Annotated in this window: 18 protein-coding genes; 10 read left to right on the top strand and 8 right to left on the bottom strand. The window is 61.1% G+C overall.

Annotation, left to right across the window (positions count from 1 at the left end):
* Positions 1 to 43: 43 nt before the first annotated feature.
* On the top strand, positions 44 to 2,011 hold the full coding sequence (locus HU742_RS18805; RefSeq protein ID WP_186642992.1) for a FimV/HubP family polar landmark protein: 1,968 nt from the start codon (positions 44 to 46) through the stop codon (positions 2,009 to 2,011).
* 35 nt (positions 2,012 to 2,046) lie between these two features.
* On the opposite strand, the gene HU742_RS18800 is transcribed toward HU742_RS18805, so the two are convergent.
* Entirely contained in the window at positions 2,047 to 4,236 is a 2,190-nt protein-coding gene (locus HU742_RS18800; protein WP_186637261.1) for a patatin-like phospholipase family protein, read from the bottom strand.
* A 71-nt stretch (positions 4,237 to 4,307) separates the two neighbouring features.
* Here HU742_RS18800 and HU742_RS18795 point away from each other — a divergent pair, with 71 nt between their 5' ends.
* Positions 4,308 to 4,595: an Rdx family protein gene (locus HU742_RS18795; RefSeq protein WP_186642993.1), complete on the top strand. Its 288-nt coding sequence runs from the start codon at positions 4,308 to 4,310 to the stop codon at positions 4,593 to 4,595.
* On the opposite strand, the gene HU742_RS18790 is transcribed toward HU742_RS18795, so the two are convergent.
* On the bottom strand, positions 4,589 to 5,479 hold the full coding sequence (locus HU742_RS18790) for a DMT family transporter (protein ID WP_186642994.1): 891 nt from the start codon (positions 5,477 to 5,479) through the stop codon (positions 4,589 to 4,591). The two genes, HU742_RS18795 and HU742_RS18790, sit on opposite strands and share 7 nt — an antisense overlap.
* A gap of 92 nt (positions 5,480 to 5,571) precedes the next feature.
* The gene (locus tag HU742_RS18785) at positions 5,572 to 6,321 is read right to left on the bottom strand and encodes a helix-turn-helix transcriptional regulator (RefSeq protein WP_186637252.1); all 750 of its coding nucleotides are present in this window, start codon (positions 6,319 to 6,321) and stop codon (positions 5,572 to 5,574) included.
* 134 nt (positions 6,322 to 6,455) lie between these two features.
* Between HU742_RS18785 and HU742_RS18780 the strand changes: the two genes are divergently transcribed.
* The gene (locus HU742_RS18780; protein ID WP_186637248.1) at positions 6,456 to 7,274 is read left to right on the top strand and encodes a UDP-2,3-diacylglucosamine diphosphatase; all 819 of its coding nucleotides are present in this window, start codon (positions 6,456 to 6,458) and stop codon (positions 7,272 to 7,274) included.
* Between the two features lie 39 nt (positions 7,275 to 7,313).
* Here the strand turns inward: HU742_RS18780 and HU742_RS18775 are convergent, their stop codons facing one another.
* On the bottom strand, positions 7,314 to 7,625 hold the full coding sequence (locus tag HU742_RS18775; protein ID WP_186637245.1) for an Mpo1-like protein: 312 nt from the start codon (positions 7,623 to 7,625) through the stop codon (positions 7,314 to 7,316).
* 319 nt (positions 7,626 to 7,944) lie between these two features.
* On the opposite strand from HU742_RS18775, the gene HU742_RS18770 reads away from it, so the two are divergent.
* Positions 7,945 to 8,997, top strand: a complete 1,053-nt coding sequence (locus HU742_RS18770) for an AraC family transcriptional regulator (protein WP_186642995.1) — start codon at positions 7,945 to 7,947, stop codon at positions 8,995 to 8,997.
* On the opposite strand, the gene HU742_RS18765 is transcribed toward HU742_RS18770, so the two are convergent.
* A complete protein-coding gene (locus HU742_RS18765; RefSeq protein ID WP_186642996.1) occupies positions 8,954 to 10,408 on the bottom strand; it encodes a TrkH family potassium uptake protein in 1,455 nt (484 codons plus the stop codon). The genes HU742_RS18770 and HU742_RS18765 overlap by 44 nt on opposite strands.
* 155 nt (positions 10,409 to 10,563) lie before the next feature.
* Here HU742_RS18765 and HU742_RS18760 point away from each other — a divergent pair, with 155 nt between their 5' ends.
* Positions 10,564 to 11,127 (top strand): NAD(P)H nitroreductase, encoded by a 564-nt coding sequence (locus HU742_RS18760; RefSeq protein WP_186642997.1) that lies wholly within the window; start codon positions 10,564 to 10,566, stop codon positions 11,125 to 11,127.
* A gap of 194 nt (positions 11,128 to 11,321) precedes the next feature.
* Here HU742_RS18760 and HU742_RS18755 read toward each other — a convergent pair whose 3' ends face one another.
* The 3 genes from HU742_RS18755 to phhA form a co-directional block, all read right to left on the bottom strand.
* Positions 11,322 to 12,515 (bottom strand): amino acid aminotransferase, encoded by a 1,194-nt coding sequence (locus HU742_RS18755; RefSeq protein WP_186637235.1) that lies wholly within the window; start codon positions 12,513 to 12,515, stop codon positions 11,322 to 11,324.
* Positions 12,515 to 12,871: a 4a-hydroxytetrahydrobiopterin dehydratase gene (locus tag HU742_RS18750; RefSeq protein WP_186637232.1), complete on the bottom strand. Its 357-nt coding sequence runs from the start codon at positions 12,869 to 12,871 to the stop codon at positions 12,515 to 12,517. The genes HU742_RS18755 and HU742_RS18750 overlap by 1 nt, the downstream gene beginning before the upstream one ends.
* 97 nt (positions 12,872 to 12,968) lie before the next feature.
* Positions 12,969 to 13,754, bottom strand: a complete 786-nt coding sequence (gene phhA / locus HU742_RS18745) for a phenylalanine 4-monooxygenase (protein ID WP_186637230.1) — start codon at positions 13,752 to 13,754, stop codon at positions 12,969 to 12,971.
* 311 nt (positions 13,755 to 14,065) lie between these two features.
* On the opposite strand from phhA, the gene HU742_RS18740 reads away from it, so the two are divergent.
* From HU742_RS18740 to HU742_RS18720, 5 genes are all read left to right on the top strand, one after another.
* Positions 14,066 to 15,625 carry a sigma-54-dependent transcriptional regulator gene (locus HU742_RS18740; RefSeq protein WP_186642998.1) on the top strand — a complete coding sequence of 520 codons (1,560 nt, stop codon included), beginning with the start codon at positions 14,066 to 14,068 and terminating at the stop codon, positions 15,623 to 15,625.
* A 180-nt stretch (positions 15,626 to 15,805) separates the two neighbouring features.
* Positions 15,806 to 16,924, top strand: a complete 1,119-nt coding sequence (gene vioA, locus HU742_RS18735) for a dTDP-4-amino-4,6-dideoxy-D-glucose aminotransferase VioA (RefSeq protein WP_186642999.1) — start codon at positions 15,806 to 15,808, stop codon at positions 16,922 to 16,924.
* Positions 16,921 to 17,679 (top strand): WbqC family protein, encoded by a 759-nt coding sequence (locus tag HU742_RS18730; protein WP_186643000.1) that lies wholly within the window; start codon positions 16,921 to 16,923, stop codon positions 17,677 to 17,679. Before vioA ends, HU742_RS18730 begins: the two co-directional genes overlap by 4 nt.
* Positions 17,672 to 18,652 carry an aspartate aminotransferase family protein gene (locus HU742_RS18725; RefSeq protein ID WP_186643001.1) on the top strand — a complete coding sequence of 327 codons (981 nt, stop codon included), beginning with the start codon at positions 17,672 to 17,674 and terminating at the stop codon, positions 18,650 to 18,652. Before HU742_RS18730 ends, HU742_RS18725 begins: the two co-directional genes overlap by 8 nt.
* Positions 18,649 to 19,206 (top strand): GNAT family N-acetyltransferase, encoded by a 558-nt coding sequence (locus tag HU742_RS18720; protein WP_186643002.1) that lies wholly within the window; start codon positions 18,649 to 18,651, stop codon positions 19,204 to 19,206. Before HU742_RS18725 ends, HU742_RS18720 begins: the two co-directional genes overlap by 4 nt.
* Positions 19,207 to 19,376 lie beyond the last annotated feature (170 nt).

Genomic DNA, 19,376 nt, shown 5'->3' with positions numbered 1-19,376 from the left:
ATTGGAAGCGTTTCGCACTGGTTAGTGAATCAAAAGGATGCCCATGCTTGAAAGTTTGAAATCCACGTTGCGCAGTTGGATCAACGTGTCGATCGTCGTGGGTGCCCTTGGTTTTCCGGCCTTGGCGTCGGCGCTGGGCCTGGGTGAGATCACGCTTCATTCCGCGCTCAACCAGCCGTTTCGCGCCGATATCGCGCTGGTCGACGTGGCCGGCCTCAGTGAAGGTGACTTGTCCGCGAGCCTGGCGGGTCCGGACGACTTCAGTCGTGCCGGCGTAGAGCGGGTGTTCTTTCTCAATAACCTGCGCTTCACGCCGGTGCTGCGCGGCGAGCGCAGTTTCATTCGGGTCACTTCCAGCAAACCGGTCGAAGAACCCTTCCTCAATTTCCTCGTGCAGCTCAACCAGCCCAACGGGCGCCTGCTGCGCGAATACACCGTGCTGATCGATCCGCCGGGAACTCCGGGTATCGTGCCCATCCGCGACGAGCCTTCCACCCCCGCCGAGGCAAAGCCTGCCACCAAGCCGCCGCCGGCGACACAAGGCAAGCGCTACACCGTCGTGCAGGGCGATAACCCTTGGATCATCGCCAAGCGCCTGCATGATGCCGGCAGCAATGCGTCGGTCAACGAGCTGATGCAGGGGATCCAGGCGCTCAATCCCGGTAGCGAGCGACTCTCAATCGGCCAGCGCTTGTTGTTACCGGATTCGGCGATATTGCCGCCCGCCGAACGCACCCCGGCCGCGGCTCCCGTCGCGCCTGACAACAACGCCGAGCAATTGGCGACCAGCGTGCTGCAAAGCCAGCAGCAACAGCAGACCATCGAGCAACTGCAGGCCAGGATCCAGGCCCAGGATGAGGAAATTGCTGCCCAGCGGCAGCAGATCAGCGATCTGCAAGCGCAACTGACCCAAGCCACGCCGCCGGCCGATGCGTCACCATCGTCAGCCCCGGAACCCGACGAATCCGCTCCGGCGGTTGAGGCAGAGCCATTCGTCGAGGCAGTGCCAGTCGCGCAAGGCGAGGGCATCGACTGGTTGTGGATGACGGGACTGGTGGGGCTGCTAGGGTTGCTTGCGCTGTTGCTGTTTCTCCGTCGCCGGCAACAGCAGGAAATGGCCAACCCCGAGCCCATGCAGGGTCGTCCCGACCCGACGGTGGATGATGACACCGAAACCTATGCAGAAGCCGCCGACGCCGAGCGTCCCGAGGTCGCCGCATCGTTCCATAACGGCGATGCTCCGTTGGGCGATGTGCTCGAGGGCGTAGGCATCTACCTGACCTATGGCCGTTTCACCGAAGCCGCTGGGCTGCTGCGCGCTGCGTTGCTGGCGGAGCCTGGGCGCACCGACCTCGGCCTGAAGTTGTTGGAGGTACTGGGTAAGCAAGGTGATGTCATCGGCTTCCAGGCGCAGGAGAATCACCTGTTGGCCCAGGGCGTCGATCACGAGGCGCTGGAAGAGATCCGCAAGCGCTATCCCAAGGTTGCGGTGATCAACGCGCCGATCGAGACGCCGGCACAGATCCAGGCAGCGGAGCCCCCACTGACACCCGAACCAGCCCCCGAAGCCGGCGACGAATTCGAATTGAAACTCGACGGGCTCTCCCTGGAAAACAGCTGGGACCTGGGCGATGCCCAACCGATGTCCCCTGGGCCAAAGACGCCGCCGTCCGCCAGGACCGAGACGTTGTCGCTCTCGGGATTCGACGAGCCCGACCTGCAATGGGGCGCGCCGCTGGAAACCGAATCGCTGGACGATGATTTCCTCGACGGATTTGCCGATGAAGAACAGTCGCTGGAGCTGGAACCGATGACGCTTGAGCCGCTGTCGCTCGAACCGGTCTCCTTCGAACCGCCGCCGCCGGAACACTCGCTCAAACTGGAAGAAGCCCAGAATTGTATCGATGAGGGCGATTTGAAGAGCGCCATCACCCTGCTAGAAGAGTTGCTGGAAGAGGGCGATGAACCGCTCAAAGAGACCGCCCGGGTGTTGTTGGCCGGGATTCGTTGAGTTGCTCTTGGGGCGGACGTGATCAATGAACGGGTCTAGAACGTCTGCCCAAGATTCAAATACACCGCCTGCTCGTCGTCATCGTTAAAGCCATAGCTGAAATTCAGCGGCCCCAGCGGCGTATCGAACCCGAGGAAGACACTGGCGGCGTTGATGTAGCCGCTGTCGAATTCGTTGTCGTTGTTCCAGGCCCGACCGCGCTCCAGCGACCCGCCGACGTACAACGGAAAATCCAGCGGCAGATAGGCGCGCGGGGTGAGCCTGCGGTAATACACGGCACGCATCAGGCTCATGTTCTGTCCGGATATCCCATCCTCGCGAAAGCCCGACAACTGCCGCGCACCGCCCAGTACGAAACTTGAAGTCACCACCTCGGCGGTGTCCAGGGTCCGGCCGTAGCGGCCGCCCAGGATGAAGGTGTCCGGGCCGCTGCTCAGGGCCTTGTCCAGCTTGAACTCCCACTGACGATAACGCTGGTCGGAACCCAGGCCCGGTTCGTATTGGCGCCACGACAGGCCGATGTCCTCGCCTTCGTGAGGGAAGTACACGCTGTCGAGCGAGTCGAACGAATATTTGAGCTCGTAGAAGCCTTCGTTGAAGTTTTCGCTGGGTTGGTCGTGATCGCCGATGCGCACATCGGCCTTGCCCCAGGCCTGGCCGACGCCGAAGCGGATCTCCCCGCTGTTACCAATCTGGCGGCCCAGGTTCAAGCCGAATCCATAGCGCTCGACCCGGTACTGAGCGACCGGATCGTTATCGAGGATCGACTCGACGTTGCGCGATTCGAATTGCCCATAGGGCGCGATGAAGTAGCGCGAACCGACGTCCAGCGGCTGATAGAACTCGCTGTACAGCTCCTGCTTGTCGCCGATCTGCGCCCGGGTCAGCCATTCCGCACCGAGGCGATTGATGCCATTGACCCGGTAGCTGGCGCCGAGGTTGAAGGCGCTGTCGCCGCGCATGTCGTCCGACAGGCTCAGGCCCAGACGCAGGTAGTCGGTGCCGGTGCGCCTGCCGCGGGCGCTGATCACCAAGGTATTGTCAGCGCCTTTGTGCACCACGCGGTATTGCACCTGCTCGAAATAATCCAGGCCGTACAGCGTGCCCATGTCGGTCTGCAGGCGACCCAGGTCCAGCGGCTCGCCGATCTGCTGGCGGATGTAATAGCGGATCACGTCGTCGCCGACTTTCGAATCGTTCTCCACCCGGATCCCGGTAATGACCGGGTTGCGCTCGCTGGGCGTGCGCGCCGCCATCAGGTCGGCATCGACTTGTTTGACGGGACGCAGGTGCGCCAGGCGCGCCTCGAGTATGCGGGTGGCGCGATAGCCGGCATCGATCATTTCCTGGGCCCGGCCAAAATCGGTGGAGCCGTAGCTCGCCAGCGCCGGTTGGATCAACACGTCGTCTTTTCTCAGCGTCGCCAATTGTTCTTCGGAGTTGCGTCGGGTCATCAGGGTGGTCGACTGATTCAGAACGTCCACCACCGTGACCAATTGCTTGCGATTGCGCAGCGGAGTGCCGATGTCGACGACGATTGCCATGTCTACGCCCATTTCCCGTGCCACATCCAGCGGTATGTTATCGGCCATGCCGCCATCCACCAGCAGTCGGCCGTCCAGTTCCACCGGGGCGAACACGGCCGGGATCGACATGCTGGCGCGGATCACCTTGGGCAGGTGACCCTTGCGGAACACGACTTTTTCGCCTGTGGCGATGTCGGTCGCCACGGCCCGGAAAGGGATCGGCAACTTGTCGAAATCCCGGGTATCGCTGGCATGGGCCAGCAGGCTTTCGAGCAGCAAGGCCAGGTTCTGTCCCTGGATAACCCCCAACGGCAGGCCCAGGCTCCCGTCATCGCGAAAGCTGAGTTTCTGTTTTACCAAGAAGTCCCGGTCATCCTGCTTGCGCCGGAAGGGTACGTCCTTGCGCGGCGGCGCATCGGACAAGGCCTGTTGCCAGTCGATGCCCAGGGCAAGTTTTTCCAGTTCGTCGATCTTGTAGCCCGAGGCATAAAGCCCGCCGATCACCGCGCCCATGCTAGTGCCGGCGATGGCGTCGATCTTGATGCCTTGTTCTTCCAGGGCTTTGAGCACGCCGATGTGGGCGAGGCCACGGGCCGCGCCGCCGGACAACACCAGGCCGATTTTCGGGCGCGGCGGTTCGACCGCGTCGGCAAACAAGGGCAGCAGTAACAGAAGCAGGCAAGGCAGCAGGCGGCGCATCGTCAATCTCGAGGCAGGCAATCAAAGGCGAGTAGTATAACGACGCCTTTGAAGCCAGGAGTTCATCCGCCATGACCGAGCCAAAACCAGAAGTCGTCATCACCTATTGCACCCAATGCCAATGGCTGCTGCGCGCCGCGTGGCTGGCACAGGAGCTGCTCAGCACGTTCGCTGACGACTTGGGCAAGGTGTCGCTGGTGCCGGGCACCGGTGGGGTGTTTCACGTCAGTTGCGACGGCACGCAGCTGTGGGAGCGCAAGGCCGACGGCGGCTTTCCCGAGGCCAAGGTCCTCAAGCAGCGGGTCCGCGACCGGATCGATCCGGAGCGCGACCTGGGGCACAACGACCGGATTCAGTGAGACGGCGCTTGGGCGTTGACACTGGATTTTTTCGTGCCACTGAGTTGGCTAGATACCACAATCGCGACGATGATCAACATGCCTCCCAGCAGCATGCGCAACGTCGGATTCTCATCGAACAGCAGCCAGGCGATGGTGATGCCATAGACCGGCTCCATGGCGAACACCACCGCTGCGGTGCGGGCCTTGATCACCGCCAGGCTGGCGACGAACAGGCTGTGGGCCAGGCCGGTGCAGAACACGCCGAGCAGGCCGATCCACAACCAGTCGATGGGGCGAACGTCGCTCAATTGCGGCGCGGCCATCGGCAGCAGGCACAGCCCGACCACCAGGTTCTGGCAGAGCGCGGCCTGTACCGGAGGGACATGCCCGGAGCCGGCGCGGTTGGTCAGCGACAGCAGTGAGAACAGCAGCCCCGACGCCACGGCCCACAGCAGGCCGGTGGTGGCGCCGCTGGCCAGGTCGAAGTCCGGCGTGACCAACACCAGGCCGATGCTCACCAGGACCACCAGGAGGATTTCGTTGGCGCGGATCCGTTCGCGGAAAATCAGCCCTTCGAGCAGCACCGTGAACGCCGGGAAACTGGCGAACCCCAGTGTGGCGATCGCCACGCCGGCAATTTTCACCGAAATGAAAAAACTCACCCAGTGCGCGGCCAGCAGCAGCCCGCCAAGCAGCAACCGGCGAGCGTCCCGGGCCCGAAGTTTCTGCCAGCGGGTGCTGCTGGCGAACCGGGCGAAAATCGCCAGGGCCAACACGGCGAACACCGCGCGGCCAAACACAATGACGGCCGGCGAGGCGGCGGCGAGTTTGCCGAACACACCGGTCAGGCCAAACATGAGTGCGCCAATGTGCAGGGCGCCGAGGGCGGTACGGGGTGTCATTGCAATCCTTGTTGAACGGTTGGACGTGCGGGTATTGAACCCGGTGCCGAGCGTTTTTGTCTGTCGCGATCCTAGCGATTTTTAACGCGGATCTAGTGTTGGCGTCGGAGTTTGCCCGGCGTGGCGCCGAACTCGCGCAGTACCGCCGCGGCGAAGGCACTCTGGGAGCTGTAGCCGACCCGGTGGGCGATCTCCCCGATGGGCAGGCCTGTCTCACGCAACAGCGCCACGGCCTTGTGCAAACGACGGCTGCGAATGTACTCCATCGGCGTCTGCCCACATTCGGCGACGAAACGGACATGCAGGCGAGCGCTCGAAAGCCCGGCGACCCGGGCCAAGTCCGCGACCTGCAGCGGATAGGCGGCATATTGGTCGATGTGAGCATCCAACGCGGCATAAGGCAGGCGCCGGCCGCCGGTCGTTTCGTGACGGGCGCCGTTGAGGCTGGCCAGCAACAACACCGCGCCTTGCTGAGCGATCAGCGGATCGTCCACCGGGCTGCCCGCGAGCCAGTTGACCAACTGGCTTTGCCCCGCATCCAAGGGCAGGCGGGCGGTGTTGTCGAGCAATCTGCGACTGGCATCGGCGTGATTGCCCAGGCATTGCCCGACCCAGTCATCGTCAGGCACGTCCAGCACCAGGCAGCGACTGCCTTGGGGACTGCCGCAGGCGTGATGGGCACCCGCTGGCACCACCACGAAACTCTGCTGCACCACTTGGCTGCCGCAACCTTCGACTTCGAAGTCCAGCGCGCCCGACAACCCGAACACCAGCTGCGCATGGTCGTGGCTGTGGACAATCAGGTCGTGGCTGTAATGGCGTAGCGTGAGGATCGGTCTCATCGCGGTCTCCCGTGGCTGACGGCCAGTCTACACCGGGGGCGCGGCGTCCCGCGCTGTCATGTAACCGACTTATTGCTGTCATGACGCATTAACCGCTGGCGTGCACTGTGGTGAAAACGATCAGAGGGTTGCCCATGACCAGCGCCGAGCTCGCCAGACCCAGCCGCAAGCAGCGTGTTCGCACCCTGTGGATTTCCGATGTCCATCTGGGCACCCGGGACTGCCAGGCCGAGCACCTGTCGCAGTTTCTCAAGGGCTACCACACCGACAAGATCTACTTGGTGGGAGACATCATCGACGGCTGGAAGCTGCGCGGTGGCATGTATTGGCCTCAAGCCCATACCAACGTCATTCGCCGCTTGTTGACCATGAGCAAGCGCGGCACCGAAGTGATCTACGTCACCGGCAATCACGACGAGTTCCTGCGACGTTATTCAAAGCTGATCCTGGGCAATATCCAGTTGGTGGACGAAGCGGTGCACGTGACCGCCGATGGCCGGCACTTGTTGGTGATCCATGGCGATCAGTTTGACGTCATCACCCGTTACCACCGCTGGCTGGCGTTCCTCGGGGATTCGGCCTACGAGTTCACCCTCACGCTGAACCGCTGGCTCAACCATTGGCGGGCCCGTTATGGCTACGGCTACTGGTCGCTGTCGGCGTACCTCAAGCACAAGGTCAAGACCGCCGTCAGTTTCATCAGCGATTTTGAAGAAGCCATCGCCCATGAATGCGTGAAGCGCGAGTTGCACGGTGTGGTGTGCGGGCACATCCACCACGCGGAGATGCGCAAGGTGGGCGAAGTGGAATACCTCAACTGCGGCGACTGGGTCGAGTCGTGCACGGCATTGATCGAGCATTGGGACGGGACGATCGAGCTGTATCGACTGGCGGACGCCCAGGCGCGCGAGGCGCTGGTCAAGGCAGAGTTGAAAGTGACCGAGCCTGCCTAGGCGCTTGCCGTGCATGGCTGTTCATTGGCAATCCTTTGGCTAGAACGCAACCTTGCCCAGCAACATGTCGCGGTACATGACGAAATCGCCAAGCAGGCTATAGAGCGGATGCTGGAAGGTGGCGGGGCGGTTTTTTTCGAAGAAGAAGTGCCCGACCCAGGCGAAGCCGTAGCCCGCCACCGGCACGGCGGCCCACAGCCACCAGGCGCCGACGACAAGGGCCATGGCGAGAATCAGGATGACCAGGGAGGTGCCGACGAAATGCAAGCGCCGGCAGGTGCTGTTGCTGTGTTCGCCCAGGTAATACGGGTAGAACTCGGCGAACGTAGTGAATCGTTTGGCGTTTTCCAAGACTGCGGGCTCTTTGGTTATTGTTTTTGGCGGCCGATGTTTCGAACCGCTTACATTCAGTCTAGAGCGACCGCCTGCAACAGCCAGTGACAATCAGCGCCAGTCTAGTGTCCTGTCTTACAAATACTGTTCCTTCTGGACGGCGTCTGTTGCCATCATGCTGCGTTGCCGCTCCTCGCCATAGCTGGCTATGACTCGTCGCGGCGCCTTGCCTGACGACAACAGCCACTCGTCCAAAAGGAACGTATTCGTAAGACAGGACACTGATATCCTTCGCAAATCCGGCCGTACCCCGCGGCTCGTCATGCAAGTAAACGTCATGAGCGAACGAACGACCTCTTCGAGCTGGGCGATGGGGATTGTCAAAGCGTTGGAAATGGATGGCCTGGACTGTCGGGCGCTGTTCAAGCAGTTGGGGTTGGATTATGCGGCGCTGGAGGATCCGGACGCGCGTTTTCCCCAGGACTCGATGACGCGGCTCTGGCAGTTGGCGGTGACGCTGTCGGGTAACCCTGCCATAGGTCTGAACATGGGCAAGGTGGTGCGCCCGGCATCGTTCCATGTGGTTGGTTACGCCTTGATGTCCAGTCGAACGTTGGTCGAAGGCTTCCAGCGCCTGGTGCGTTATCAGCGAATCATCGCCGAAAGTGCCGAGCTGAGTTTTCGTCGCCTGGAGGAAGGCTACGGGCTGATCCTGACGGTGCACGGCGACCACCTTCCGCCCACCCGCCAAAGTGCCGAAGCGTCCATGGCTTGTGCGCTGGCCTTGTGCACCTGGTTGACCGGACGCACCTTGCACCCGGTGAAGGCGCTTTTCCAAGGCGCAGAGCCCGTTGACGTTGCGCCTTATCAACAGGTTTTCGGTGCGCCGCTGGTGTTCGATGCGCCCTATGACGCGCTGATTTTCCAGCAGGGCGACGTGGAGGCGCCGCTGCCCACGGCGAACGAGGCGATGGCGCTGCTTCACGATCGGTTTGCCGGGGAGTACTTGGCGCGTTTCTCCGAAAGCCGCGTGACACACCAGGCGCGGCAAGTGCTTTGCCGGCTGCTGCCCCAGGGCGAGCCCAAGCGTGACGTCGTGGCGCAGACGTTGCACCTGTCGCAGCGCACCTTGCAGCGGCGCTTGCAGGAAGAGGGCACCAGTTTCCAGAGTCTGCTGGACGACACCCGTCGCGAGCTGGCCGAGCAATACCTGGCGCAACCGGGCATGACCTTGCTGGAAGTCGCCTATCTACTGGGTTTTGCCGACCCGAGCAATTTTTTCCGGGCCTTTCGTCGCTGGTTCGGGACCACGCCCGGCGAATACCGGACGCGCAGCGCGACTCCGCTCAGTGACGCCAGAACGCCGGAATACACAGCACGAACACCGTGATGATCTCCAGTCGGCCCAGCAGCATGCCGCCCGAAAGAATCCATTTGGCCGCGTCCGGCAGCGGCGCGAAGTTGCCGGCCGGGCCGATGGTTTCGCCAAGGCCCGGGCCGACGCCGGATACGGTGCTGGCTGCGCCGGTCAGCGCCGTCATCCATTCCACGCCCAACAGCGACAGCAGCAGGGCGATCACGCAGATGGTGATGGCGAAGAAGAACGAAAACGTCAGGATCGAACGCACAATTTCTTCATCGAGGCGATGACCGTTGTACTTCTGCTTGATCACCGCGCGCGGGTGGATCAGTTGGTTAAGGTTGGCTCGGAGCAGGATGTAGGCAACCTGGAAACGGAAGATCTTGATCCCACCGGCCGTCGAGCCCGAGCAACCGCCGACGAACCCCAGGTAAAAGAACAGCATCAATGAAAAATTGCCCCACAGGCTGTAATCCCCAAGGGCGAAACCGGTGGTGGTGACGATGGACGTCACGTTCAGCGCCACGTGCCGCAGTGCTTCCAGCCAATGCAGGTCGGTGGTGATCCAATACCAGGTGCCGAGCACCAGCCAGGTGACCAGCAACACGCCGAGCAGCCCCTGGACCTGTTGGTCCTTGATCAGCGCCCGGCGATTGCCGCGCAGCGTCGAGACATACAAGGCGAAAGGCAGGCTGCCCAGGATCATGATGACAATGATGACCCAGTGCACGGCAGGTTGGGTCCATTTGGCCAGGGACAGGTCCGAAGTGGAAAAACCACCGGTGGAAATGGCCGACATCGAGTGGTTGATTGCATCGAACAGGCTCATCCCAGCCCACCATAGGGCCAGGGTGCCGAGGATGGTGATGCCCACGTAGGACGCCACGATCAGCCGCGCTACCATGTGCGAGCGAGGCATGACCTTTTCCGAACGGTCGGAAGACTCGGTCTGGAACAGCCGCATGCCACCGATTCGCAACAGCGGCAGGATCGCCACCGCCATGCCGATAAAACCGATGCCACCGAGCCAGTGCAACAGCGAGCGCCACATCAGGATTCCCGGCGACATCGTGTCCAGGCCGCTCAAGACCGTGGCGCCAGTGGCGGTGATGCCCGACATGCTCTCAAAGAACGAATCCGTGTAACTGATGTGCTGGGTCAGCAAAAAGGGCAGCGCCGCAAACACGCACACCACCAGCCAACTGCTAACGGTCAGCAAATACATGTCACGAGGGCGCAGGTGAATGTGTTCGGGACGTCCCGGAAGAACCAGGGCCAGCCCGGCAACAAAGGTAATCATGCTTGACCAGAGGAACGACGGCAGGTCGCTGGTGCGCTCGTAGATCAGCAACGTGGCCATCGGCACGACCATGAAGATCGCCAGGGTGATCAGGAAGATGCCGATGATAAAACCAATGATCCGCAGGGTCGGCAACGCCATGGAGTCCGCTCGGGCTGAAAGGGAAGGGGCGCCATTCTACCTGCGACAGGCGGCATGTAAACCGGCGTCCGGGGTCGCTTGTATCTGAATTTGAACTAACGAACTGGCGGCACAAGCCACTAGAATAGCCGAACATTTTTTCCAGGAGGTCGCCGATGCAGGCTTTAGATGCTTTGCTCAACCGTGTTTCTGTCCCGCGTCTGGTGGACCCGGCGCCCACGCCCGAACAGCGCGAGGTGATGTTCGCGGCCGCGATGCGTGCGCCTGATCACGGCCAGTTGCGCCCATGGCGTTTCCTGACGGTAGAAGGACAAGCGCGCAATCGCATGGGTGAACTGCTGGCCGAAGCGGCTCGCTTCAATGACCCGCTGGTGCCCGAAGCCGTTGTGGAAAAGGCCCTCAACGGTCCGCTGCGCGCGCCGCTGGTCGTGGTGGTAATTGCGCGTTTGCAGGACCATTTCAAGATTCCGAAATCCGAACAATTGCTGGCGGCCGGCTGCGCGGCCCACGGCATCCTGCTGGCCGCTTATGCCCAAGGGGTAGGTGGCGTGTGGCGTACTGGTGAGTTGGCGTATTCGCCGCATGTGGCCCGGGGATTGGGCCTTGAAGAGGGGGAAGAGGTGATTGGTTTCCTCTACCTGGGCACGCCGCAGAAAGAAGCGCGCACGGCGCCGAAGGTTGAAACCGCAGAATTTGTCAGCGAGTGGACAGGCCAATAACCTCAAGGGCAGCGGATTATTTGAGGCTGGTTTGATCCACTGTGGCGAGGGAGCTTGCTCCCGCTGGGCGGCGAAGCCGCCCCAAATGGAACGACGCTATCTGCCTGGCACACCGCGCCAGGCCTGTTTACGACTGCTGCGCAGCCGAGCGGGAGCAAGCTCCCTCGCCACAAAATCAACGGCCGACGATGGTGTTACCTGCAAACATCCGCAATCGCCTCGGCCAGCGCATCCAGGCGCGTCGCATCGATGCCGGCCACGTTGGCCCGGCCGGTGCCGACCATGTAGACGCTGTGGCGCTCGCGCAATTGCTTGACCTGCTCCGGCGACAGGCCGGTGTAGGAAAACATCCCTCGTTGCACGCCCATATGAGCGAAGCGCTCACGCAAGCCGTGGGGCTCGAGCGCCTCCAGCAGGCCACCGCGCAACTGAGCGATGCGCAGGCGCATGGCTTCCACTTCGTCGGCCCACAGGCCCTTGAGGTCCGGGTTGCCCAGGATCGTCGCCACTACCGCCGCGCCGTGATCCGGTGGCGTTGACCACAGATTGCGGGCGATGTTGGCCAGTTGGCTGCGAATGTCGACCAATTTGTCGGCATCGCGGGCACAGACAATCAGCGCGCCGGTGCGGTCGCGATAGAGCCCGAAGTTCTTCGAGCATGAACTGGTGATCAGCACTTCCGGCAACGCTTCGGCAAACAACCGCACGGCCCATGCGTCCTGTTCCAGCCCGTCGCCAAAGCCCTGGTAAGCGAAGTCGATCAACGGCAGCAGGCCGCGGCTGCGAACCACATCCAGCACCTGGCGCCATTGCTCGTGGGTCAGGTCGAAGCCGGTGGGGTTGTGGCAGCAGGCATGCAGCAGCACCACATCCCCTTTGGGCGCCTGGTTCAGGGTCGCCAACATTGCTTCGAAATCCAGGCGATTGTCGGCGCCCACGTAGGGATAGTGACTGGCCTTGACGCCCGCGGCGGCGAAGATGGTTTCGTGAATCGGCCAGGTCGGGTTGCTAAGCCACACGCCACGGCCCGGTAGGCATTGGGCGATGAAGTCGGCGCTCAGGCGCAGGGCGCCGGTGCCGCCCGGGGTCTGGGTGGCGCCGACGCGTTTCCCAGCGAGCAGCGGCGAGTCGGCACCCAGCACCAGTGCATTGATCAGTTGGCCGAACGCGGCGTCGCCATGGCCACCGATGTAGGTCTTGGTGGATTGGCGGTCTACCAGGTGCTGCTCAGCCTGTTTCACCGACTGAAGAATCGGCGTCAGGCCTTGGGCATCCTTGTACACACCGACGCCGAGGTCGAACTTGCCGGGATTGCTGTCCGCCCCGTAGGCCTCCATCAGGCCGAGGATCGGGTCGCCGGGCACGCGACCGATGGCATCGAAATGCATTACTTGCGCCCCTCGGCGGTCTTGGCTACGTCATCGGTGCGGGCGGCCATGATGAAGTCGTTGCGGTGCAAGCCCTTGATGGAGTGGCTCCACCAGGTCACGGTGACTTTGCCCCATTCGGTGAGCAGGCCTGGGTGATGGCCCTCGGCCTCGGAGATCTCGCCGACGGCATTGGTGAAGGCCAGGGCATGCTTGAAATTCTTGAACAGGAACGTTTTTTCCAGCTGCATCACGCCGTCGCGCACTTCGATATTCCAGTCGGGGATCTGCTTGATCAACACTGGCAATTCTTCGTCGCTGACTTGCGGGGCGTCGGCGCGGCAGGCTTCGCAATGGGCTTGGTTCAGAGTGTTCATGGTGTGTTCCCGAATCGAATATGGAAAACGTCGATGCCGCCACGCTAAAGCAAAGGCATGTGGCGCAACAGACTCAATTGCAATCAAAAGTAGCGGTTCACGCCGCTTTCGGTGGAAATTTTGGCGCGTGCAGGCCCAGCTCCCGACCGCGCTTGACCATGCCCATGATGTCTTCATGAGCGAGGTCGAACAGGCGCTTGAGCTCGGGCAGGACGAAATACACGGGCTGCAGGATGTCGATGCGATACGGCGTGCGCATGGCCTCCAGCGGATCGAAGGCTTGATGCTCGGGCTCGTTGGACAGGCAGTACACAGTTTCCTTCGGCGACGAGAGGATGCCACCGCCATAGATGCGCCGGCCTTGCGGAGTCTGGACCAGGCCGAACTCGATGGTCATCCAATACAGGCGCGCCAGGTAGACGCGTTCTTCCTTGGACGCTTGAAGGCCAAGTTTGCCGTAGGTGTGGGTAAATTCCGCGAACCAGGGGTTGGTCAGTAGCGGGCAATGGCCGAAGATCTCGTGGAAAATGTCCGGCTCTTGCAGGTAATCCAGTTCTTCGCGGGTACGGATAAACGTCGCGACCGGAAACTGTTTGTTGGCGAGCAATTCGAAAAACGTCTGGAAGGGGATCAGCGCCGGCACCCGGGCGACTTGCCAGCCCGTGGTTTCGCCCAGCACTTTGTTGACTTCGTTCAGTTGCGGGATACGGTCGTGGGGCAGGCCCAGCTTGTCGATGCCGTCCAGGTATTCCTGGCACGCACGGCCTTCGATGACTTTCAGTTGGCGGGTGATCAGCGTGTTCCACACAGCGTGTTCTTCAGCAGTGTAGTGGATAAAACCTTGCGCATCGGGCTCACGGGCCACGTATTGCGTCTGCTTCATGCTGCTCTCCTGCTGTTTTTCCTCCGGCGTTTCGAGCCGGGAGAAAGGCTGTTTATTTTTATGTCCAGCGATGCATTAGAGATAACCCGAAGCAGCATGCGGTGCAGTAGGTTGATTCAGGTTCCTACAAGCCTTTTGGTTAAAATGTGTAAAGTTTTCGTTACGTATTTAGGCGTGTCACGGCGCTGTTGGGATTTTCAGCTGTAAAACGTCCTACACGTGTCACATAATCTTGACGATTATTTTCGCCGCCTCGCAGAAACCTTTGTGCGAGGGTGCTCTTTTTTATCTCAAACACCTGGGCCTTTTTCATGCGTATCAAAGTCCATTGTCAGAATCGCATCGGCATCCTGCGGGATATTCTCAACCTGCTGGTGGAGTACGGCATCAACGTCGCCCGTGGCGAGGTCGGTGGCGAGCATGGCAATGCGATTTATTTGCACTGCCCGAACCTGATCAACATCCAGTTCCAGGCGTTGCGTCCGAAATTCGAAGGCATCGCCGGGGTATTTGGTGTCAAGCGCGTAGGATTGATGCCCAGCGAGCGTCGGCACATGGAGCTCAACGCGCTGCTCGGCGCCCTGGAGTTTCCGGTGTTGTCCATCGACATGGGCGGCTCCATCGTCGCGGCCAACCGGGCCGCAGCGCAGTTGCTCGGGGTGCGAGTCGACGAAGTGCCAGGCATTCCCCTGTCCCGATATGCCGAAGACTTTGACTTGCCGGAGCTGGTGCGCGCCAACCAGTCGCGCATCAATGGCTTGCGGGTCAAGGTCAAGGGCGACGTGTTCCTGGCGGATATCGCCCCGCTACAGTCGGAACACGACGACAGCGAGGCCATGGCCGGCGCGGTGCTGACCCTGCACCGCGCCGACCGGGTTGGCGAACGGATCTATAACGTGCGCAAGCAGGAGTTGCGCGGCTTCGACAGTATTTTCCAAAGTTCGAAGGTCATGGCGGCGGTGGTCCGCGAGGCCCGGCGCATGGCGCCGCTGGACGCGCCGTTGTTGATAGAAGGCGAAACCGGCACCGGCAAGGAGCTGTTGGCCCGCGCCTGTCATCTGGCGAGCCCGCGTGGGCAGTCGCCGCTGATGGCGCTCAACTGTGCCGGTTTACCGGAGTCCATGGCCGAGACCGAGCTGTTCGGCTACGGCCCCGGAGCTTTCGAAGGCGCCCGGGCCGAAGGCAAGCTCGGCCTGCTGGAACTGACCGCCGGAGGAACGCTGTTCCTCGACGGAGTAGGGGAGATGAGCCCGCGCCTGCAAGTGAAACTGCTGCGCTTCCTGCAGGACGGATGCTTCCGTCGCGTAGGCAGTGACGAAGAGGTTTATCTGGATGTCAGGGTGATCTGCGCGACACAGGTCGATTTGTCGGAGCTCTGCGCTCGGGGAGAATTTCGCCAGGATTTGTACCACCGCTTGAATGTGCTCTCCCTGCACATTCCCCCCCTGCGCGAATGCCTCGACGGCCTGGCGCCGCTGGTGGACCATTTCCTCGACCAGGCCAGTCGCCAGATCGGCTGCCCGCTGCCCAAGCTCGCCCCAGCGGCAATGGACCGTCTCAGTCACTACCATTGGCCGGGCAACGTCCGGCAGTTGGAAAACGTATTGTTCCAGGCCGTTTCCCTGTGTGACGGCGGCACGGTGAAGGCCGAGCATATCCGCCTGCCGGACTACGGTGTGCGCCAACCCCTTGGCGATTTTTCCCTTGATGGTGGGTTGGACGATATCGTCGGAAGGTTCGAGAAAGCCGTGCTGGAGCGCTTGTATTCCGAGCACCCCAGCAGTCGGCAACTGGGCAAGCGTCTGGGTGTTTCGCATACGACCATTGCCAATAAGTTGCGTGAATATGAAGTCGGTAAAGACGCACCTTAAGGACACCGATTTATCGGTCTTTCCGGGAGTTGGCCGATTTTTTGCTGGGGTACCTACACATCAAGAGTCAGCTGTCGGTTTCATGGCGTTGCAGCCCGCCGATATAGACCGCGATGCAACGCCGCGTCAGAGGACCTCCCGAGCCGTGTGCCATTTTTCAGTCACCCGAGTAGTGTACCTATGGCCGATTCCATTACCGTTACCAGCCCGCTGCTACCTCCTCTGGAAGAATTCACGCCTTACCTGCAGCGAATCTGGGACAGTAAGCGCCTGACCAATGGCGGCCCCTTCCACGAACAACTGGAGCGGGAGTTGGCTGAATACCTCGGTGTCCAGCATCTGTCGTTGTTTTCCAACGGTACCCTGGCCTTGGTGACGGCGCTCCAGGCCCTGCGCATTACTGGCGAAGTCATCACCACTCCTTATTCGTTCGTGGCCACTTCCCATTCGCTGCTGTGGAACAATCTCAAGCCGGTATTCGTGGACATCGATCCAGTCACCAAGAACCTCGACCCACGACGTATCGCCGAAGCCATTACTCCGGCAACTTCGGCGATTCTCCCGGTCCATTGTTATGGCGTTCCCTGCGATGTCGAGGGGATCCAGGCCGTAGCCGATACCTACGGACTCAAGGTTATCTATGACGCCGCACATGCCTTCGGGGTCCGACACAACGGTGCAAGTATTCTCAATAACGGCGACCTGTCGATCCTCAGCTTCCACGCTACCAAGGTGTTCAATACTTTCGAAGGCGGCGCGATCATCTGCCGTGATGAAAAGATCAAACAGCGTATCGATTACCTGAAGAACTTCGGTTTTGCCGATGAAGTCACGGTCATGGCTCCCGGTATCAACGGGAAGATGAATGAGTTGCAGGCGGCATTCGGTGTGCTGCAGTTGCGCTATATCGATGAGGCGCTCAGCCGTCGGCAGAAGGTGTTTGAGTATTATCGGAGCGCCCTGGAGGGCATTCCCGGTATCAGCCTGCTGGAACAACCGCAGGGGCTGGATTGGAATTATGCTTACTGTCCGATCCTGGTTGATGGTGAGCGGTTCGGGGTGAGCCGGGATGAACTGTACGACCGCTATCGTGCAGAAAACATTCTCGTGCGCCGGTATTTCTACCCGCTGATATGCGAGTTTCCAATGTATCGAGGTCTTCCCAGTTCGGACCTCTCTCAATTGGGCAACGCCTACAACGTGTCCCGCCAGGTACTGTGCCTGCCGATCTATCCGGATCTCGATCCGCAGACCCAGGCGAAAATCATCGAGGTGCTGATGAGGGCCCAGGCGGCATGAGCCAAGCCAACACCTCGAAGACGTGCGTCCCGGCAACTGACGAGCAGTACCGGGTTGCGCTCATGCAACCTTATTTCCTGCCTTATCTGGGCTATTTCCAGCTGATCGCTGCAGTCGACTGTTTTGTCATCTACGACAATGTGCAGTTCATCAAGAACGGCTGGATCGAACGTAACCGTTATCTGCTGGAGCAAGAGCCGAAGTGGTTTCGGGTCCCGCTGAGCAAGAGCAGTCACACCCAGCAGATCATGGAAAAACGGATTGCCGAGACGTTCGACCCTGGCGATATTCTCAACAAGTTGAGCTTCGCCTATCGCCGCGCTCCACACGCGCCGCGCATGCTGGGGTGGCTGGAAGCGCTGCTGGTCGAGCCGGCTTCGAGCATTGCCGAGCTCAACGAACGAATCCTACGGGCCTGCTGCGCGCTGATCGGGTTGCAAACGCCGATCATCCGCTCCAGCGATCTGTCGATTTGCGCGGATAGCAAAGCCCAGGACCGGGTACTCGAAGTGGTTCAGGCCTGCGCTGGCACCCACTACCTCAATCCGGTCAATGGCGGTCACCTTTATCAGGTCGAGGTATTCCAACAGGTTGGTATTACCCTTGAGTTGCTCAAGGCGACCTTACCCAACTACCGGCAGGGAGGGCGCGAACAACCCTTCGTGCCCGGCCTGTCAATTCTCGACGTCCTGATGTACAACGACGCGCAGACGGTGGGGGCCTGGGCAAAAGGTGGAGAAATTCTCCGTGCGTGAAGCCATCGGCGGTTATTTCGAGCTGGAACTGCGCAAAGGGCACAATCCTTACCCGCAGGCTGTTGCCTTCAACTCGGCCCGCTCGGCCTTCAAGGCATTGATGTTGGCGCGTAACTTGCGCCGGGTTCACCTGCCTGTCTACATCTGCGACGTCATGCAGGACGTGCTGCGCGGATCCGGCATCGAGGTGTTGCGGTATGCGCTGACCGAACGGCTCGAGCTGCGGGACTTCCCAGCCCTGCAAGCCGATGAGGCTCTGCTGTTTGTCGATTACTTCGGGCTCAAGGCTGATTACATGGGCGAAGTACTTGCTGTTCGCTACGGCGAGCAACTGATCGTCGACAATTCCCAGGCGCTGTTTTCCAAGCCGCAACCCGGGATTGCAACCCTTTACTCACCACGCAAGTTTGTCGGCGTTGCCGATGGCGGCTGGCTGGTCAATGCGCCGGCTGATCTGCCGCAAGCGCAGGGCAGCCGCTCCCAGGCCCGGTTTGCCGCGCTGCTGGGGCGCCTTGAAGACGCTCCGCAAGATCATTATGCGGCATTCCAGGCATTGGAACAGGCGCTGGAGAGCGATGGCATCAAGGCCATGGCTGCCAGTACCGCACGCTTGCTCGACAGTATCGATTACCAGGAAGTCGCCAGGCGCAGGATAGACAACCTGGCGCAACTGCGCCGTCGCCTGGACCACCTCAACCGCTTCGCTATCTGGCCCGCGCAGCCTGTTGCAGCATTGTGCTATCCGCTGCTGGTCAAGTCCGCCGAGACGGCTACCCGGCTACGCGCTCAACTGCTGGATCAACACATCTATGTACCCAGCTACTGGCGTGAAGTGCTGAGCAATCCAACGGCACCGCCTAATGAAAGGGATTGGGCGCAGTGCTTGCTGCCGCTGCCGATCGACCAGCGCTACAACGTCGATGACATGAATCGTCTCGCCGACGCCATCCTTCAGAACACGGGGAAATCATGAGCATTCTAGGTCAACGCATCCTGCTCAGAGCGCTGGAGCTCGAGGACTTGCCGCTGCTGCATCAGTGGTCCAACGACGAAGCTCTCTGGAGCCTGCTGGGCGGCTGGCATTTCCCCACATCGCGGGAAGCGCAGCGGGACTGGCTGTTGGGTCTCAAGGGAGACTTGCTCAACCAGCGCTTCGGTATCGAGGTCCCGGGCCATGGCCTGATTGGTACGGCGAATCTGGTTGGCATCGACTGGAAAAATCGCACCGCCGAACACGGCATGATGATCGGTGATCCCTCCCTGCGTGGCCAAGGCCATGGCACCGACGTGATTGCCACGGTAATGCGCTATGCCTTCGACGAACTGGGCCTGAGCCGTCTCTCGACCACCATCATCGAGTACAACGCAGCGTCCCTGGCGACCTACACGCGCAAGACCCCTTGGGTCATCGAGGGGGTGCAGCGCCAGTGGTACTACCGCAAGGGCCAGCGTTGGGACCGCATCATGCTGGGCGTGAGCGCCGAAGAGTACCGCGTCTGGCAAGCCGCGCGGGGAGACAACCTATGAGCCAGGTGTTGCAAGCGCTGCAAGCGAACGGCTACGTCTGTCTGCCCTCCCACTGCTGGGGTGGTATGCCCGTATCCCCTCGACCCTTCACGAGCGGTACCTACCTGAAGAGCGTCCTGTGCGCCAGTGTCTTTGTCATTTGTGAGCAACTCTCCAGCCCCAAGGCAACC

It is taken from the genome of Pseudomonas marvdashtae (assembly GCF_014268655.2).
In the GTDB taxonomy this organism is placed as follows: domain Bacteria; phylum Pseudomonadota; class Gammaproteobacteria; order Pseudomonadales; family Pseudomonadaceae; genus Aquipseudomonas; species Aquipseudomonas marvdashtae.
The sequence above is the reverse complement of the archived record's forward strand: the minus strand, read 5'-3'. Positions and strand labels throughout refer to the sequence as shown.

Coding starts and splice junctions, on each gene's coding strand:
- HU742_RS18790 (WP_186642994.1), bottom strand. CDS start 5,479: ATGACACCCCGTACCGCCCTCGGCGCCCTGCACATTGGCGCACTCATG.
- HU742_RS18720 (WP_186643002.1), top strand. CDS start 18,649: ATGAGCATTCTAGGTCAACGCATCCTGCTCAGAGCGCTGGAGCTCGAG.
- HU742_RS18740 (WP_186642998.1), top strand. CDS start 14,066: ATGCGTATCAAAGTCCATTGTCAGAATCGCATCGGCATCCTGCGGGAT.
- HU742_RS18805 (WP_186642992.1), top strand. CDS start 44: ATGCTTGAAAGTTTGAAATCCACGTTGCGCAGTTGGATCAACGTGTCG.
- HU742_RS18730 (WP_186643000.1), top strand. CDS start 16,921: ATGAGCCAAGCCAACACCTCGAAGACGTGCGTCCCGGCAACTGACGAG.
- HU742_RS18780 (WP_186637248.1), top strand. CDS start 6,456: ATGACCAGCGCCGAGCTCGCCAGACCCAGCCGCAAGCAGCGTGTTCGC.
- HU742_RS18755 (WP_186637235.1), bottom strand. CDS start 12,515: ATGCATTTCGATGCCATCGGTCGCGTGCCCGGCGACCCGATCCTCGGC.
- vioA (WP_186642999.1), top strand. CDS start 15,806: ATGGCCGATTCCATTACCGTTACCAGCCCGCTGCTACCTCCTCTGGAA.
- HU742_RS18760 (WP_186642997.1), top strand. CDS start 10,564: ATGCAGGCTTTAGATGCTTTGCTCAACCGTGTTTCTGTCCCGCGTCTG.
- HU742_RS18750 (WP_186637232.1), bottom strand. CDS start 12,871: ATGAACACTCTGAACCAAGCCCATTGCGAAGCCTGCCGCGCCGACGCC.
- HU742_RS18795 (WP_186642993.1), top strand. CDS start 4,308: ATGACCGAGCCAAAACCAGAAGTCGTCATCACCTATTGCACCCAATGC.
- HU742_RS18785 (WP_186637252.1), bottom strand. CDS start 6,321: ATGAGACCGATCCTCACGCTACGCCATTACAGCCACGACCTGATTGTC.
- HU742_RS18770 (WP_186642995.1), top strand. CDS start 7,945: ATGAGCGAACGAACGACCTCTTCGAGCTGGGCGATGGGGATTGTCAAA.
- HU742_RS18800 (WP_186637261.1), bottom strand. CDS start 4,236: ATGCGCCGCCTGCTGCCTTGCCTGCTTCTGTTACTGCTGCCCTTGTTT.
- HU742_RS18765 (WP_186642996.1), bottom strand. CDS start 10,408: ATGGCGTTGCCGACCCTGCGGATCATTGGTTTTATCATCGGCATCTTC.
- phhA (WP_186637230.1), bottom strand. CDS start 13,754: ATGAAGCAGACGCAATACGTGGCCCGTGAGCCCGATGCGCAAGGTTTT.